Here is a 15968-nt window from a genome sequence, read left to right on the forward strand (position 1 = left end):
CGCTTGCGAAACGGCGCCTGATCGACGGGGACGGCCGCGACCGCCGCTGCGCGGCGTGACCCTCCTCGAGGTCGGGTCGTGCGGGGCTGGGTTGAGTGCGTGGGCTGCGGTATTTGTGGAGCGCTGGCGTGGCCTTTCAGGGGGTCGGGGTGCCGATCGACCACACGCCGTATACCTCGCCGCGTTCCTGGCCGGTGGCCGGATCGGTGAACACGATCGGTAGCTGGAGTTCGATGCCGAGTAGCCGCAGGTCCGGGTCGGGCAGGGTGTCGACGCTGATCGCCATCGTGCCCTCGGGGTAGTCGAGCCAGCTCACGACGCGGTCCTCCCGCTCGCCGGTGGGCCGCACGTACTGCTGGAGCAGCAGCCACGGCGCGTCGGCGATGCTCTTCGGCAACGACACCTGCACCGGATCGCCCGACGGCACCACCAGGTAGTAGGTGTGTTCGGCGTTCTCGCAAGCGCCGGTGGCCAGATCGCAGTAGCCGAACGGCTCGGCCTGGACGGTCTCGCCGCCGCCGTAGACGGTGACTCGCGGTGAAGAGTCGGACGCCTTCGACACCGCGTACGCCACCACCGCGGCGGTCACCGCTACCACGGCCACCAGGCCCGCCGCCACCAGTGCGACGATCGTACGGACATTGAGCTTGCTCACCGGATGGGATCTCCTGTTCCTCGCGGATTGTCGGTCGGCACTTCCTGCTCGGCGTGCTGGGGACGATTGCCGCCGAGGCCGGGCAGCAGCGAATGCCCGGTATAGGTGACGAAGGTCTGGATCAGTCCGGCCACCAGGATCACGCTGATCACCGCGAAACCCTTCCAGAACTCGATCGGCAGCAGTACACCGGCCGCGCCGCCGATCACCCAGCTCAACTGCAATACCGTCTCCGACCTGCCGAAACCGGAAGCGATCGACTCCGGCGGCAGATCGTCCTGGATCGCGGCGTCCAGCGACACCTTCGCCAGCGCGCTGGCCGCGGCGGCCACCAGGGTCGCGAACGCGGCACCGAACAGATTGCCGGTGAACATGGCGAACAGCGCGACCGCCGCGCAGGCGGCCGTGCAGCCGAGCACCACCAGCGAAGGCCTGCCGAGTTGCAGCCTGGCGCCGGTGGCGTTGCCGCCGAAGTTGCCCACCGCGGCCGCCGCGCCCGCCACCCCGAGCATGGCCGCCTGTTCGGTGGGGCTGCCGCCGGAACCCTTGGCGACGAAGGCGATATAGAAGGTCAGGAAGCCGGTGAGCACCCGGATGGAACTGTTGCCCCACAGTCCGGTGACCACCGCGCGGCCGAGCGGCTGCCGGCGCTTCCTGGCAGGCACCGACGACTCCTGACCGGGGTGGATCACCTCGGTGTGCGCGTCGGGGCCGTGATAGCTCAGCGTCGCAGGCACCTCGCCCTCGGTGACCTCGACCCAGGACGGAATCCGCAGGCTCAGATACGCGCCGGCCAGCGCGATCCCGGTGGCGAGCACGAGCGCACCGGTCGACCCGGCGATCAACGCGGCGAGCGCGGCGAGCGCACCCGCGCCGATCGTGCCACCGACCAGGCCGAACACCGTCAGCCGGGAATTGGTGCGCACCAGGTCGATATCCGGCGGCAGCACCCGCGGCGTGACCGCGCTCTTGAGTACCGCGAACGATTTCGAGCCGACCATCATGCACAGGGCAAGCGGATACAGCCCCCAGGTGTCGATATTGACGATCAGCAGCACCGCGAAGACGGCCCGCAGCCCGAAGGTCGTGGCCAGCGCCATCCTGCGGCCGCGCTGCAACCGGTCGAGCAGCGGTCCGATCAACGGTGCGATCACCGCGAACGGCGCGATCGTGATGAGCAGATACAGCGCGACCTTCGTCTTGGACTCGGCGGTCGCGCTGGCGAAGAACAGGGTGTTGGCCAGCGCGACGGCGATCGCGGCGTCGAGCGCGAAATTGGCCATGGTGGCGTAGGTGAGCGCGGTCAACCCGGACTGGTCGGCGCCGTCGGCTTTGGCGGCGCGCTGGAAGGTCGCGAAGCCGCGCTCGGTGAGTTCGCGGCTGCGCATCGCCGCGACCCTGGTGACCGTGAGCTTGCGCGGAATCCGCTGCTTGACCTGGTCGGTTTCGTCCTCCGCGTGGGGGAGCGGGCGGGTGCTCTCCGGGCCGTGTGCCGTGTTGTCGATCGGGCGTGCTGTCCGCTCGCCCGGATGCTCGGCGCGGCCGGGAGGTGGACCAGCGGGTTTGCGGGTCGGGGTGGTCGGTGCGGCCTCGCCGGGCCGGTCGCGGTGGAACAGGCGACGGGTACGGCCCGGCGGTGGTTCCAGCGGATCGGGGCGGGGGAAGACCTTGCGTGGTGCCGCCGGACGACGCGGTTCGTCGCGCGGCGGCGGGTACTGCCCGAAGCCGGGGTGTCGGCCGGGTGGAGTGCCCGCGGCGGTACCGTCCCGGCGACCACGGTCGGGACCGGCGGGATCGCGGGGCGTAGTCACAGTCCAATTCTGTCGTACGCGGGCGTGCGGCGTTCACTCGCGGGCACGGCGGTGTCGGCCACACCGGGGTCAGTTCGGGACGAACCGCACCTCGAACATGCGCGGCCAGTACTTGCCGGTGATCAGGAAGTGGTCGGTGCCGGGCAGGTGGGCGATGCCGTTGAGGACATCGGCGCCGGCGCGCTCGGTGGGGCTGAGCAAGCCGCCCGCCTCGATCACGGCGAGCACCGCGCCGGTATCGGGATCGATGCGCAGGATCTCGTCGGACGGGTAGTTGTTGGCGTAGACGGTGCCGTCGGGGGCGCAGTCGAGTTCGTTCGGTTTCGGGGAGCGGTAGCCGGTGAGCGTCACCGAGCCGGTGCGTTCGAAGGTCACCGGGTCGCGGAAGGTGATGGTGCCGGTGCCGTCGCTCATGACCAGGCGGTCCGGTTGCGCGCACAGGCCCCAGCCCTCGCCCTCGTATTCGGCGCGGCCGGTCTCGGCCAGCGTGCGCGGATCGCGGGCGATGGCGATGCCGTCCTTCCAGGTCAGCTGCCAGACGATGTCGTTCGCCCTGGTCATGCCCTCGCCGAACATCTCGGCGGGTAGGTCGGCGCGGGCGGTCTCGATGCCGGTGGCGTGGTCGGCGGCCCGCGCCGTCGACACGCCCCACATGCCGGTGCTTTCGTAGCGGATGCCGTCGACCACTTCCAGGCCCTGGGTGAAGGCGCCCGGATCGTGCGGTGACGAGCCGATCACCTCGACCCGCCACCGCGGCGGACCACCCTGCTCGGGGGCGCCGCAGGCGGCCACGCCGAGCAGGCTGACCAGCGTCGCGACGGCCAACGAACTCCGATTGCGCTTCATACGGCAAAATGTATGTCGTGAGCGCTGTTTCTGTTTCGGAGTCCGGTGTGCGTCCGATCTTGGCCGATGCGGCCGAAGTCGCACGCCGCGCGCTCGTCGAGTTGGAACCCGACGGGGTCGGCGGTCATCTCGGAGTGACCGCCGAGGACGACACCGCGGCCACCCACCGGTTCGAGGCCACCCTGCCCGGCTATCGCGGCTGGCAGTGGGCCGTCGTGGTCGCCGCGCCGCCGTCGGCCGAATATGTCACGGTCAGCGAGTCGGCGCTGCTGCCAGGGCCCGACGCCCTCGTCGCCCCCGATTTCGTTCCGTGGGAGCAGCGCGTGCGCCCCGGCGACCTCGGCCCCGGCGATCTGCTCGCCCCGCCCGCCGACGATCCGCGCCTTGTCCCCGGGTACATCGCCACCGGTGATCCCGTCGTCGACGAGGTCGCCGAGGAGGTCGGTCTCGGCCGCACCCAGGTGCTGAGCCGGGAGGGCCGCCTCGACGCCGCCGAGCGCTGGTATGCAGAATTCGGCCCCGACACCGACATGGCCAAGGCCGCCCCCTCCACCTGCGGCCTCTGCGGTTTCTACCTACCGCTGGCCGGTGCCCTGCGCGAATCCTTCGGTGTCTGCGGTAACGCGATGGGCGCCGACGGCCACGTCGTCCACGTCGAATACGGCTGCGGCGCCCACTCCGACGTCGTCGCCCCCAGCGGCAACGGTTCACCCCGCTACGAAGCCTTCGACGACCACGCCGTGGAATACGTCGAGATCACCCGCCCCGAAGCGACCGCGGGCGAATCCGGCGACGCGCCGACGCCCGTCGCGGCGATGACGGAGACCGCCGTCGAGCCGGCGGTCGGGGCCGAGCTGGAATCCGCTGCCGAGGCAGGGGCCGCCATCGAGCCGGAAACCGCTGTCGAGTCGGTGCCTTCGGTCGGCGAGCCGGACACCGCGGTTGACGATCAGGAGACCGCCGAGGCCGAAGCCGTCGACGAGGCCGCCGCCGCCCGCGCGGCGCTCGCCGAGGACATGACGCCCGAGCCCGCCGCCGAGGTCGTCGCCGCGGATTCCGTCGCCGAGATCGGCGCGGCGACCCCGTCGACCACCGAGCCGGTCAGCGAGATCGCGAAGGTCGCCGAAGCCGAAGCCGAAGCCGAAGCCGGAGCGGACAGTGGCAGCGGCGTGGCCGACGCGCCCACCGTGGAGGCGGCCGAGCCCATCGCGTCGGACTCCGCTGACGCGGCCGAGCCCGGATCGTCGGTGACCCGCTGAACGGTTCGGCGGACCCCTTCGGCACCGCGGAGCTGCGTGCCGGAGTGCTCGCCGCCTGGCGGGACTCACCGACGCGGCTGCGCGAGGACAGTGCCGCCGAGGCGGATCTGGTAGCCGCGGGCTATCGGGATCGGGTGCTCACCGAGCTGGCACAGAACGCGGCCGACGCGGCAGCGCAGGCCGGGATCGCGGGCGAGCTGCGGGTGCGGGTGCTCGACGGGCGGCTTCATGTGGCCAATACCGGTGCGCCGCTCACCGTTTCCGGGGTGCACGCGCTCACCGCGCTGCGTGCCTCCGGCAAGTCCGAGCCGGAGTCCGTTGGCCGGTTCGGGGTCGGGTTCACCGCGGTGCGGACCCTCGGCGCCGAGATCGAGGTGCGCTCGACCACCGGCTCGCTGCGTTTCTCGCGGACCGCGACCTCGAACGCGCTGCACGACACCGGGATTCGGGTCCCCGAGGATCTGGCCGAGCTCGCGCCGCCGGTACTGCGGCTGGCCTGGCCGGTGCCGACCACTCCACCCGCAGACGCCGACACCGAGGTCGTCATCCACCTGCGCGACGAGATCGACGCCGACGCACTGCTCGACACGATGCGCGCCGAAGCGCCCGACCTGCTGCTGGAACTGCCCGCGCTACACCGCGTCCGCATCGGATCCGACGAATTCACCAGCACGACAACGGAACTCGGCGCCGATGGGTTGACCGAACTGACCATCACGCTGCCCACCGGCGACCGGCGTACCTGGTGGCAGTACCGCACCCGACGTGCCCGCTGGCTGCTCCCCGTCCGTAACGGGCGCCCGGTCGCCGCCGCCCCCGATGTGCTGCGCGCCCCCACCCGTTCGGACGAGGAACTCTCGCTTCCCGCGATCCTGGTCGCCGATATCGCCTTGCAGCCCGACCGCCGCCGCCTTCTTCCAGGCGCCAGGCTCGCCGATATCGCCACGGGCTACGCTGATTTCGCCTGCGCACTGCCACCCCGCGACCGCCTCGTCGTCGTTCCGTCGCCCGGTTTCGCGCGCAGCGAGGCCGATGCCCTGCTCCGCGAGGCCGTCACCACCGAACTCCGCGCGCATCCCTGGCTCCCCATCTGTCCCACCTCGGATACCGGGGCCACGCGCGGCAGGCACGCCACGCCGCCCACCGACATCCTCGGCCCCCTCGACGACCCCGAATCACCTGCCGGTGCCGTCGGGGGCACCCACGGTGAGGTCCCCACTGTCGCTGACCCGCTCGCCACCCACGATGCCGAGCCGGCTCGGCAGGAGCAGGGCCGTGGCACCGTGCCCGAACACCCCGTCCGCCAGGCCGAGCGCACCACCGCGGACCGCCTCGGTTCGCGCGAGGACGGGCGCATGCGCTCCGGCGCCGTATCCCCGGTGGCCCTACCTGCTCGGGCGAGTGTCTTCCCCGACCTCACCCCGGAACTGGCCACCTTCCTCGCCGAGTTCACCGGCCCGCTGGTGCTCCCCGAACTCGCCGACCGGGCCGCGCAGGAGAAGCTGGCGGTCCTCGACGTGCACCGCCTCGGCCCCGCCGCCGTCGCCGAGGCGTCGAGCGGACTCGACCGCGAACCCACCTGGTGGCGCCGGTTCTACGCCGCGCTCGAACCGTTCGTGGTCGACACCAGGACGGCCGAGGAGTTCGGCGCGCTCGCCGTGCCGCTGGCCGACGGCCGGGTGGTCACCGGGCCGCGCACCGTGGTCCTCGACGATCAGCTCACGGTCGCGGTGCCGGTGCACTGGGCCCGCCTGGTGCACCCCGATGCCACGCACGCGCTGCTGTCGCGGCTCGGCGCCCGCAGCGCCACCGCCGAGGATCTGCTCACCGACCCCGGTCTGCGCGACTTGCTCGACCATGATCCCGCCGATCCGGACACCGTCGAGGCCGTCCTGCGCCTTGCCCCGTTCGCCGCGCCGGAACAGCTGCCGAGCTGGCTCGGCAGGCTCGAATTGCCCGACGACACCGGCGAATCACGCCCTGCCGACGAACTCCTGCTGCCCGGTGCCCCACTCGCCGAGGTCCTGGAACCGGACTCGCCGTTCGGCACGATCGACGACGCGACCGTCACCGAGTACGGCGCGCAGGCCCTGCGCGCCATCGGGGTCGGCTGGGACTTCGCCGTGCTCACCGACCCGGACCCGGTCGGTCCCGATCACGATCTCGACGACGAACCCGCCTGGTGGGAGAGCCTGTCCGCCGATCCGCGTGAGCTCACCGCCGTGCGCGATCTCGACCTGGTCGACGAGCACCGCTGGCCCACCGCGCTGCGCCACCTGCTCGGCGATCCGCGCACCCGCGCCCTGCTCGCCGACCGCGACGGCTACACCGCGTGGTGGTTGCATCGCCACGCCCAGCTCGACGGCGTCGCGCTGGGACGCCTGCGCCATCCGGACGACACCGAATTCGCCGGTCTGCTTCCCGCGGTCACCGGCATCGACGGCCGCGATCTCGACGTCTTGCGTCCCATCCTGGTCCGCCCGGAGGTGATGTCGGCCGAACTGGCCGAGGAGCTGCTCGACGCGCTCGCCGACCCGTCGAAGTCCCCGGCGCCCGAGGTCGTCGCGAGGACGCACGCTCGCCTCGCCGCCGCGGTCGCCGCGGGCGTGCTCGACCCGCGTGAACTCGACCTGCCCGAACAGGTGCGCGCCCTGTCCGGTGCCGTTGTCGACGCGAGCACCGCGATGGTGCTCGACCAGCCCTGTTTCGGCCTGGTCGTGCCGCCGGAGCGGCTGGTCGCCGGCGATCCGGCGCACGCCGAGGCGCTGGCGACCCTGCTCGATCTGCCGCTGGTCACCGAGGAGATCAGCGCCGAGGTCCTCGGCGCCGGCACCAGGACCACCTGGGCCGCGAGCCCGATGGGCGTGGTGCTGCGGCAGCTCTGGTCACCGTCGGACACCGCGGGCGCGCTGGTGCTGCACGAGACCTTGGAGGTGCACCTGCGCGGCGCGCTCACCGGCACCGTCGCGGTGCCGTGGTGGCACACCGACGACGCCGTCCACGTGCAGGTGCCGCGCGGTTAACGCGCGTGCGCGACAATCATTTCCGCGAGCAGGTCCAGCTGGGGCTGCACGGCCTCGCTGTCGTTGTCGACCAGCCAGCGCAGCACGATGCCGTCGATCACGTTGAGGATGAACCGGCTCAGCTCGGCGATCGGGGTGGTCCACTGGGTGTCGGTCGCTTCCCGGCAGTGGTCCATCACGTCGGCGACGGTGCTGTCGTTGAACGCGTACTGCTCGCGGGCGATCGCGATCTTGGCCGGGGTCGACTCACCCTCGCGCAGGGCGTAGGTGGTGGTCTCGTAGGTGAGCAGCTGACGCTCCGGGGTGGCCTCGATGTTGCGCCACATCAGTTCGAGAGCGCCGCGCACCAATTTCTGAAGCGCTTCTTTTCCGGTTTCGGCTTGATTCCAGATCGCGTCGTCGGTGTCGACGGATTCGCGCAATTCGATGGACAGCGCTTTGACCAGCTCGGTCATCAGTGCGTCCTTGTTTTCGAAACAGTAGTGCACCACACCGAGCGAAACACCGGCCGCTTGCGCGACATCACGCGTGGTCACGCCTGCCACGCCTTTTTTCTCGGCGAGACCGATCGCAGCCTCGATCAGATGGGCTCGTCGTTCTTCGACGCTCAATCGGGAGGACACCTGTGCGAGTTAAGCGCTCGCGTGGCAAACAGTCAATTCGCCGGTCCGCCGTGAAATGCTGGACATCTGACCAGTTGATGTGGTTGTCTCCCAACCGGAACTTCGCGAAGGAGCCCCGAATGCCCGTTACCCGCCGAACCGTCCTTGCCGCCTCGGCGCTCGGTGCCGCCGTCGCGCCAGTCATCGCCGCGCTACCCGGTGGCGGCGCGAGCGCGCGTGCGAATCCGGATGGATTCGAATTCGGCCTCGGCATCGCCGATCTCACCGGGCCCGCCGCGGAATGCGGCATGATGGGCTACTCCCAACTCGAACAGACCACCGCCGGAATTCATCTGCGCCCGCGGGCACGCGCGTTCGTGATCGGCTCCGGCGGAAATCGGATCGTGTATGTGGCGGTGGAGAACGGCGCGGTGTTCGGTTCGGTCCATCGCGGTGTGCTGCTCGCGCTCGCCGCCCGATTCGGCGACCGCTATACCGAGCGCAATGTCGTGCTCACCTCTACACACACCCATGCCGGTTGCGGCGGTTCCGCCCACGATTACGCCTACACCCTGGCGACGCTCGGATTTCAGCGGCAGGTCTACGAGGCCGAGGTGCACGGCATCGTCGAGGCGATCGCCGACGCCGACGCCGATGTCGGGCCCGGCACCATCGCGCTCGGCCGGTCCACCCTGCGCGACGCGAGCGTGAATCGGTCCCGCGCGGCTTTCGACCGCAATCCCGCGGCCGAGCGCGCGGTGTTCCCGGACGCCATCGACCCGGCGGTGACCACCCTGGTCTTCGCCAGAGCCGGACGCGAGGTCGGCGCACTCACCTGGTTCGCCACCCACAACACCTCGATGACCAACGCGAACCGGCTGATCAGCGCGGACAACAAGGGCTACGCCAGCTTCGCCGCCGAGCACCTCGAGCACGGCGTCCGGCATCTGGACGGAAAGCCCTCGTATATCGCGGCATTCGCGCAGACCAACGCGGGTGACATGTCGCCCAACCTGAACCTCGCGCCCGGCGACGGCCCGACCACCGACGAGTTCGAGAACACCAGGATCATCGGCGAGCGCCAGTACGCGGCCTCGAAAGCGGCGGCGGCGCAGGCGGTGCCGATGACCGGCGCGATAGACGCGATGCTGTGCTACATCGACCTCGCCGACCTCACCGTCGACGGCCGGTTCACCCCGGACGGCGCGCCTCGGCGCACCGCACCGGCCGCCGCCGGGGTCTCCCTGGCCGCAGGCAGCGTCGAGGACGGGCCCGGCCTGCCCGGTGGGCCGGTTCCCGAGGGCGTGCGCAATCCGCTGGTCGAGTTCCTCGGTGGCATCGACCAGCCGCACCCGGCTTGGCTGGCCGATGCGCAGGCGCCCAAGGCGGTGGCGGTGCCGCTCGGCCTGCTGCCCCCGGTGCCGTGGGTGCCGAACGTGGTGCCCATCCAGCTGGTGCGGATCGGCGGGCTGTATCTGGCCGCGGCGGGCGCGGAGTTCACCATCGTCGCGGGCCTGCGGGTGCGGCGCGCGGTGGCCGAGGTGCTCGGTGTCGATCCCGAGCAGGTGCTGCTGCAGGGGTACGCGAACTCCTACCACGAGTACGTCACCACGCCGGAGGAGTACGACGCGCAGCACTACGAGGGCGCCTCGACGCTGTTCGGCCGCTACACCCTCGGCGCCTATCAGCAGGAGTTCACCCGGCTGGCAGCGGCTTTCGTGGCGGGTGCGGCGATCGGTCGCGGTCCGGCGCCCCGCGACGTCTCCGCGCTGCAACCCGATCTGGCCACGCCGCCGGGGCCCGATACCACGCCGCCCGGCCTTGCCTTCGGTGACGTGCTCACCCAGCCACCGGCACGGTGCGCGCCCGGCGAGCGGGTGGCTGTCGAATTCGTCTCCGCCCATCCGAAACACAATCCGCGCCGCGGCGGCACCTTCCTCGAGGTGCAGCGCCGCACCGGTGCCGGCACCTGGACCAGGGTGGCCAACGAGGGGCAGTGGGCGGTGCGGTTCCACTGGCGCAAGGAGGGACACGCCACGTCGATCGCGCACTTCACCTGGGATGTCCCGGCGGCCGCCGCGGGGACGCACCGATTCGTGCACTACGCCGACGCGCTCGGCGCTGACGGTGCGCTGCGCCCGGTCACCGGGACGAGCGCGGAGTTCGAGGTGAATCCCTAATCGGCGTCGAGTCCGACCTGGGCGCCCTTGTCACCGCGCCGCGCCGAGCGCAGTTGCCCCAGCCAGATCGCGACACCGAGCGCTCCGACCACCAGTCCCATCACGCACACCGGCCTGGCGTCCGACCACGCTGGGTTCACCCACACCAGCACCGTGGCTACGAGCCAGGCGAGGAAACCGGCGAGCACGACCGGTCGCGGATCGACCAGTCTGCGTGGCAGCTCGGGGACGCGGCCGGTATCCATACCCCAACAGTAGCCGCGTGAAACCCGTCAGGGGTCGCGGCCGTACCGTAGAGTGCTGCACTGTGACAACGCCATCCGACGTCCGGGCCCTGGCCGGTGACCTCTCACTGGCCGTGGTGCGGCTTACGCGACACCTGCGCGGCCGCCGTGCCGAAGCGCAGATCTCGCTGACCCAGCTGTCGGCACTCGCGACACTGGCGCGCGATGGCGCGATGACGCCCGGCGTGCTCGCGGGCAAGGAACGGGTGCAGCCCCCGTCGATGACCCGCGTCATCGCCTCGCTGTCGGACCTGGACCTGGTGCAGCGCCGCCCGCACCCGACCGACGGCAGGCAGATCATCGTCTCGCTCTCGCCCGCGGGTCGCGCGCTGATCGAGGACGAGGCCCATGCCCGCGAGGCTTGGATGACCGAGCGCCTTTCGCATCTGCGCCCCGACCAGATCGCGGTGCTCGATCAGGCCGTGGCCATCATGAACGAGATCGTGGCCGAGTCGGAGTGATCAGCTGGTCACGTCGTCGGCGTCGACCACTTCGTGGCCGAGCGGGAACAGCGACAGCGGCACCAGTTTGAGATTGGCCCAGGCGAACGGCAGGCCGATGATGGTCACCGCCAGCGCGATGCTGGTGGCGATGTGCCCGATCGCCAGCCACCAGCCCGCGAAGACGAACCAGATGATGTTGCCGATCAGCGAACCGGCGCCCGCGCCCGGCTTGTCGACCACCGTGCGGCCGAACGGCCACAGCACGTATCCGGCGAGCCGCAGCGAGGCGATGCCGAACGGGATGGTGATGATGAGGATGAAGCAGATCAGCGCGGCGAGAAGATAGCCCAATGCCATCCAGAACCCGCACAGCACCACCCACAGGATGTTCAGGATCAACTGTACGAGCTTCATGTCTCCATCATGCCAGGATTGTCCGGTGGCCGAAGTGATCGACATCGACGACCCCGCCGACCCCCGCGTCGACGACTTCCGTGACCTGTCCGCCGCCGATCGCAGACCCGACCTGCCCGGCCGCAAGGGCCTGGTCATCGCCGAGGGTGTGGTGGTCGTGCAGCGGATGCTGGACTCGCGGTTCACCCCGAGCGCCCTGCTCGGTGTCGCGAAACGGTACGAGGCGCTGGCCGCCGATCTGGCGGGCCGCGACATCCCGTACTACCGGGCCTCGGCGGACGTGATGGCCAGGGTGGTCGGGTTCCATCTCAATCGCGGGGTACTCGCGGTCGCGCCGCGCCCCGCCGAGCTGTCGCCGGCGGAAGTGCTCGACGGCGCCCGCGCGGTGGCGGTGCTCGAGGGCGTCAACGACCACGAGAACCTGGGGTCGATATTCCGCAACGCCGCGGGTCTCGGCGCCGACGCGGTGCTCTTCGGCGACCGTTGCGCCGACCCGCTGTACCGGCGTGCGGTGCGGGTATCGATGGGCCACGTGCTGCGGGTGCCGTTCGCGCAGCTACCCGATTGGCCGGGCGGTCTCGACGAGTTGCGTGCGCGCGGTCTCCGGATCATCGCGCTCACCCCGAACCCGGCGGCGGTCAACCTGGCCACCGCGATGACGGGGGAGCGGGTGGCGTTGCTGCTCGGCGCCGAGGGGCCGGGGCTCACCGAGGAGGCCATGCGCGCCGCCGACGTCAGGGCCAGGATCCCGATGTCGGCGGGCACGGACTCGCTCAATGTGGCGACGGCCGCGGCGATGGCGTTCTACGAGCGGGTGCGATTGTCGTGAACGAGGAGGAGCCGGACGGTCCCTATCGCGCACAGCCGGATTCGGTGCCGTACGCGGCGGGCGCCACGGTCGTCGCGCTGGTCGCCGTGCTCACCGCGGTCGGGGTCTACGCGTTCGCGACCGCGCTGGCCGCGGTCCATCCGCTGGTGGCGGTGGCGGTGAACGTGGTCGCCGCTGTCGGGGTGGCGCCGACGGCGTGGCGTTGGCGGTTCACGCCGGTGGTGCGGTGGGTGCTGGCAGGCGCCGCGCTCGGGGTGGTGCTCGGCTGGCTGGCCGCGGTCATCGACCAGCTCGCAAGCTGATCCTCACAGCACCCGGTCCGAGCCGCGCAGCCGGCCGAACAGGCCGCGCCGACGTCGGGTGGCCGCGCCGGGACTCGCGACCTGCACCGGCCGTGGCCGCGGGGCGGTGCCCTTCGGGTACAACGTGAATCCGCAGACCGCGATGTCACCTGGCGTGAGCTCGCCCGGTTCGGGCTGTCCGCGATAGCGGAAGCCGAGCCACGCGGCATCGGCGGCATCGGCGAAAGCGGGGGGATCGAACGGCAGCGTCTGCGGGCCCGGCTGCCCTTCGGTCCACGGCACCGGGTGCTCACCGGCCCAGAACGGTCGCTCCCACACCATCGGCAGGCCCTCGTTCTCCAGGATGTCGACCCTGGTCGAACTGAACGAGCGCCGGAATTCCCCGCGCTCCCAGTGGGCGAACGCACCCCAGTGGATCCGCGCGTCGAACGACACCAGATACGTGTGCTCGGAGGCGAGCGGCCGCACCAGCAGATCCGGCAGCCGCGTCGGCCGCACCAGCGAGGCCTCCGCGGTACACACGACCGTGAGCCCCGGATAGCACCCGATGTACACCTCGTCCCGGTCCGGCGCCGCGCACCCGTTCAACGTCCCGATCATGATCGGCAATACGTCGTGGTCGGCGTACAGCTGCCCGGCCAGCGCCGCCGCGGCCGCCGCGTCGGGCTCGGGTCGCTCCCGCAGCAATGCGGCGGGATCGTCCCCGTCGCAGTACCACAGTGTGGAAGCCGACATCACCGAAACCACCTCCCACGCACCGACTGATCACGCAAGAACATGGGCAACTCGCCGGGTACGGGCTACGTCGACCGCACGCCCGGCCGCCGATCCCGGCCGCGATACGCGGAACGGCGGAAGCCCTCCTAGCGGCCGGAGCTCCGTACGCCCAGGAGTACGTCTTCCCACGACGGCATCGGCGCCTTGCCCCGCTTGGTCTTGGCCTTCGCCGCCGGCTTCTCCGGTGCCTGCTCCTCGGCGGCCGGCTCGGTCTCCGGCTCGGCCTGCTTCTCCGGGGTCGCCGGTGCGGCCGGGATCGACGCGGCGGGAGCGGCGGGAGCCGGGATCGCCGCGGCACCGCCACCGGCCGCGACCGCACGCTGCTCGAAGAACTCGTCCAGCATCGGCTGAGCGGGCCGTGCCTGCGGACGCGCGGTCGGGGTGGCCTGCTCGCGTGGCCGCGGCTCCACCGGCTTCGGCGGCTCAACGGCGGGCGCCTGCTCCACCGGGGTCGGCGCCACGGTGGCCAGGCCGCGCAGCGCGCGCCCGAAGTCGGGGTCGATGAGGTCGCCTGCCGGATCGTCGAGCGGGGAGACCGAGCCGCCGTGCGCGTCGGGCTGGTAGCGCCAGTGCGCGGCGATCTCGGAGTGCCCGTGCCGCCACTGCAATTGCGCGACCCAGAAGCCCTTCTCGTCCTTCCAGGCGTCCCATTCGGCTTGTTCGATGGTGTGGCCGCGCTCGGCGAAGGCCGCGGTGACGATCTCGTGCAGCGTTTCCAGCGCGGGACCGTCGGGGCGCACCGGATGCGCCTTCTGCGCGAGTTCGGCGGCCCGCGCGCGTTCCAGCAACACGGGGTAGGCGAAGCGCTCGACCTTGCCGGCCGGCATTCCGGATTCCGCCGTGACCTGCTCGACGGACGCTCCGGCTCGAATACGGGCCTGGATATCGCGAGGACGCATCGACGCCTCCGTTTCGATCTCGATCTGGCCGAATCGTGCGAGGTCGCCACGCGCTGCCGCGCGGAGCTTGTCATCGGCGGGCAACCGGAACTTCGTGCCGGACTCGGTGTCACTGCACACGATGTGCGTGGAGTCGGGCGTCACCCCGATCACTCGAAGTTCACGCACCGCTACCTCCCTATCGCGTCGGCTACGACACCGCCCACTTTCCTAGACAGTAGTGCACATTACTTGGCCGCGGCAGCAGACACGCACGACCGAAATCGCGCACCGAGTGCCCCGGTACGGCTAATCTGATCGGCTCACCGCCTGAATCTCGCACGTGTGCAGGCGTTTTGGTGATGGATCATCAGCGAATTCCGGCTGTTGAACGCCTCGGGAATGCGAATATTGCGAACCCGTGGCGAACCGACACAAAGGGCCGGTGCGGGTGAATCCGAAAAACATTCACCCGCACCGGCCCGGTGACCGAGTTATCTCAGAGCTGGCCGACGACCCAGTCGATCGAACGGGTCAGCTGCGACACATCTTCCGGATCGATCGCCGGGAACATGCCGACGCGCAGCTGGTTACGTCCCAGCTTACGGTACGGCTCGGTGTCGACGATGCCGTTGGCCCGCAGGATCTTCGCCACCTGGGCGGCGTCGACCGCGTCATCGAAGTCGATGGTGCCGACGACCTGTGAGCGGTGTGCCGGATCGGTGACGTACGGGGTGGCGAACGAGCTCGACTCGGCCCACGAGTACAGGCGCGAGGACGAATCGAGGGTGCGCTTGACCGTCCAGTCCATGCCGCCGTTGGCGTTCATCCACTCGATCTGGTCGGCGAACAGCAGCAGGGTGGCCAGTGCCGGGGTGTTGTAGGTCTGGTCCTTGGTGGAGTTGTCGATGGCGATCGGCAGCGACAGGAAATCGGGAGTCCAGCGACCCGACTCCTTGATCTCGGCGACCCTGGCCAGCGCGGCCGGGCTCATGATCGCGATCCACAGACCACCGTCGGCGGCGAAGCACTTCTGCGGGGCGAAGTAGTACACGTCGGCGTCGGCGATGTTCACCGGCAGACCGCCTGCGCCGGAGGTGGCGTCGATGGCGATCAGGGCGTTCTCCGACCCGGCAGGCCGCGACACCGGGATGGACACGCCGGTGGAGGTCTCGTTGTGGGCCCAGCCGATGAGGTCGACGCTCGGGTCCGACACCGGCTCCGGCGCGCTGCCCGGCTCGGCCGAGACGACGATCGGGTCACCGATGAACGGGTTGCCCTTGGCCACCGAGGCGAACTTCGAGGAGAACTCGCCGTTGGTCAGGTGCAGCGAACGCTCGCGGATCAGGCCGAAGGCGGCGGCGTCCCAGAACGCGGTGGTGCCACCGTTGCCGAGCACGACCTCGTACCCGTCGGGCAGGGCGAACAGCTCACGCAGGCCGCCCCGCACCCGCGCCACCACGTCCTTGACCGGCTTCTGGCGATGCGAGGTGCCGAACACGGACGCGCCGACAGTCACCAGGGACTGCAGCTGCTCCGGGCGAACCTTGGACGGGCCGCAGCCGAACCGTCCGTCGGCGGGCAAGAGATCGGCGGGAATGGTCGGGAACGCACTGGTCATGCGGGGGAGTTTAGTGGTGGAGTGGCCGGGGCGGTTGCGGTGGG

General features: G+C 70.7%; 14 protein-coding genes and 1 pseudogene. 6 read left to right on the plus strand and 9 right to left on the minus strand.

Annotated elements, in window-relative coordinates; all coding sequences use genetic code 11:
* Positions 1–136 precede the first annotated feature (136 nt).
* The 3 genes from ACFOW8_RS06540 to ACFOW8_RS06550 all read right to left on the minus strand — a co-directional run bounded on the left by ACFOW8_RS06540 (position 137) and on the right by ACFOW8_RS06550 (position 3312).
* The gene (locus ACFOW8_RS06540) at positions 137–655 is read right to left on the minus strand and encodes a DUF2771 family protein (protein ID WP_378546888.1); all 519 of its coding nucleotides are present in this window, start codon (positions 653–655) and stop codon (positions 137–139) included.
* Positions 652–2466 carry an MFS transporter gene (locus ACFOW8_RS06545; protein WP_378546891.1) on the minus strand — a complete coding sequence of 605 codons (1815 nt, stop codon included), beginning with the start codon at positions 2464–2466 and terminating at the stop codon, positions 652–654. Before ACFOW8_RS06545 ends, ACFOW8_RS06540 begins: the two co-directional genes overlap by 4 nt.
* Before the next feature lie 69 nt (positions 2467–2535).
* Entirely contained in the window at positions 2536–3312 is a 777-nt protein-coding gene (locus tag ACFOW8_RS06550) for a glutaminyl-peptide cyclotransferase (RefSeq protein ID WP_378546894.1), read from the minus strand.
* 8 nt (positions 3313–3320) lie between these two features.
* Here ACFOW8_RS06550 and ACFOW8_RS06555 point away from each other — a divergent pair.
* Positions 3321–4148: pseudogene (locus tag ACFOW8_RS06555) on the plus strand (DUF3027 domain-containing protein); the annotation flags it as partial.
* A gap of 467 nt (positions 4149–4615) precedes the next feature.
* The gene (locus tag ACFOW8_RS06560) at positions 4616–7594 is read left to right on the plus strand and encodes a sacsin N-terminal ATP-binding-like domain-containing protein (protein ID WP_378546897.1); all 2979 of its coding nucleotides are present in this window, start codon (positions 4616–4618) and stop codon (positions 7592–7594) included.
* On the opposite strand, the gene ACFOW8_RS06565 is transcribed toward ACFOW8_RS06560, so the two are convergent.
* On the minus strand, positions 7591–8217 hold the full coding sequence (locus ACFOW8_RS06565; protein WP_378546900.1) for a TetR/AcrR family transcriptional regulator: 627 nt from the start codon (positions 8215–8217) through the stop codon (positions 7591–7593). The two genes, ACFOW8_RS06560 and ACFOW8_RS06565, sit on opposite strands and share 4 nt — an antisense overlap.
* A 119-nt stretch (positions 8218–8336) precedes the next feature.
* Here ACFOW8_RS06565 and ACFOW8_RS06570 point away from each other — a divergent pair, with 119 nt between their 5' ends.
* The gene (locus ACFOW8_RS06570; RefSeq protein ID WP_378546903.1) at positions 8337–10376 is read left to right on the plus strand and encodes a neutral/alkaline non-lysosomal ceramidase N-terminal domain-containing protein; all 2040 of its coding nucleotides are present in this window, start codon (positions 8337–8339) and stop codon (positions 10374–10376) included.
* On the opposite strand, the gene ACFOW8_RS06575 is transcribed toward ACFOW8_RS06570, so the two are convergent.
* Entirely contained in the window at positions 10373–10621 is a 249-nt protein-coding gene (locus ACFOW8_RS06575; RefSeq protein WP_378546906.1) for a DUF2530 domain-containing protein, read from the minus strand. The genes ACFOW8_RS06570 and ACFOW8_RS06575 overlap by 4 nt on opposite strands.
* 62 nt (positions 10622–10683) lie before the next feature.
* Here ACFOW8_RS06575 and ACFOW8_RS06580 point away from each other — a divergent pair, with 62 nt between their 5' ends.
* Entirely contained in the window at positions 10684–11121 is a 438-nt protein-coding gene (locus ACFOW8_RS06580; protein WP_378546909.1) for a MarR family winged helix-turn-helix transcriptional regulator, read from the plus strand.
* On the opposite strand, the gene ACFOW8_RS06585 is transcribed toward ACFOW8_RS06580, so the two are convergent.
* The gene (locus ACFOW8_RS06585; protein ID WP_378546912.1) at positions 11122–11517 is read right to left on the minus strand and encodes a YccF domain-containing protein; all 396 of its coding nucleotides are present in this window, start codon (positions 11515–11517) and stop codon (positions 11122–11124) included.
* Positions 11518–11542: 25 nt separating this feature from the next.
* Between ACFOW8_RS06585 and ACFOW8_RS06590 the strand changes: the two genes are divergently transcribed.
* Both ACFOW8_RS06590 and ACFOW8_RS06595 read left to right on the plus strand, forming a co-directional pair.
* Complete coding sequence (locus ACFOW8_RS06590; RefSeq protein WP_378546915.1) at positions 11543–12346, plus strand: TrmH family RNA methyltransferase; 804 nt, start codon at positions 11543–11545, stop codon at positions 12344–12346.
* The gene (locus ACFOW8_RS06595) at positions 12343–12648 is read left to right on the plus strand and encodes a DUF2537 domain-containing protein (protein WP_378546918.1); all 306 of its coding nucleotides are present in this window, start codon (positions 12343–12345) and stop codon (positions 12646–12648) included. Before ACFOW8_RS06590 ends, ACFOW8_RS06595 begins: the two co-directional genes overlap by 4 nt.
* Positions 12649–12651: 3 nt before the next feature.
* Here the strand turns inward: ACFOW8_RS06595 and ACFOW8_RS06600 are convergent, their stop codons facing one another.
* The 3 genes from ACFOW8_RS06600 to serC form a co-directional block, all read right to left on the minus strand.
* Complete coding sequence (locus ACFOW8_RS06600; RefSeq protein ID WP_378546921.1) at positions 12652–13383, minus strand: DUF6928 family protein; 732 nt, start codon at positions 13381–13383, stop codon at positions 12652–12654.
* A gap of 128 nt (positions 13384–13511) precedes the next feature.
* On the minus strand, positions 13512–14492 hold the full coding sequence (sepH, locus tag ACFOW8_RS06605) for a septation protein SepH (RefSeq protein ID WP_378546924.1): 981 nt from the start codon (positions 14490–14492) through the stop codon (positions 13512–13514).
* A 310-nt stretch (positions 14493–14802) separates the two neighbouring features.
* Positions 14803–15924: a phosphoserine transaminase gene (gene serC / locus ACFOW8_RS06610; protein ID WP_378546927.1), complete on the minus strand. Its 1122-nt coding sequence runs from the start codon at positions 15922–15924 to the stop codon at positions 14803–14805.
* Between the last annotated feature and the right edge of the window lie 44 nt (positions 15925–15968).

It is taken from the genome of Nocardia rhizosphaerae, assembly GCF_042650365.1.
Taxonomy (GTDB): domain Bacteria; phylum Actinomycetota; class Actinomycetes; order Mycobacteriales; family Mycobacteriaceae; genus Nocardia; species Nocardia rhizosphaerae.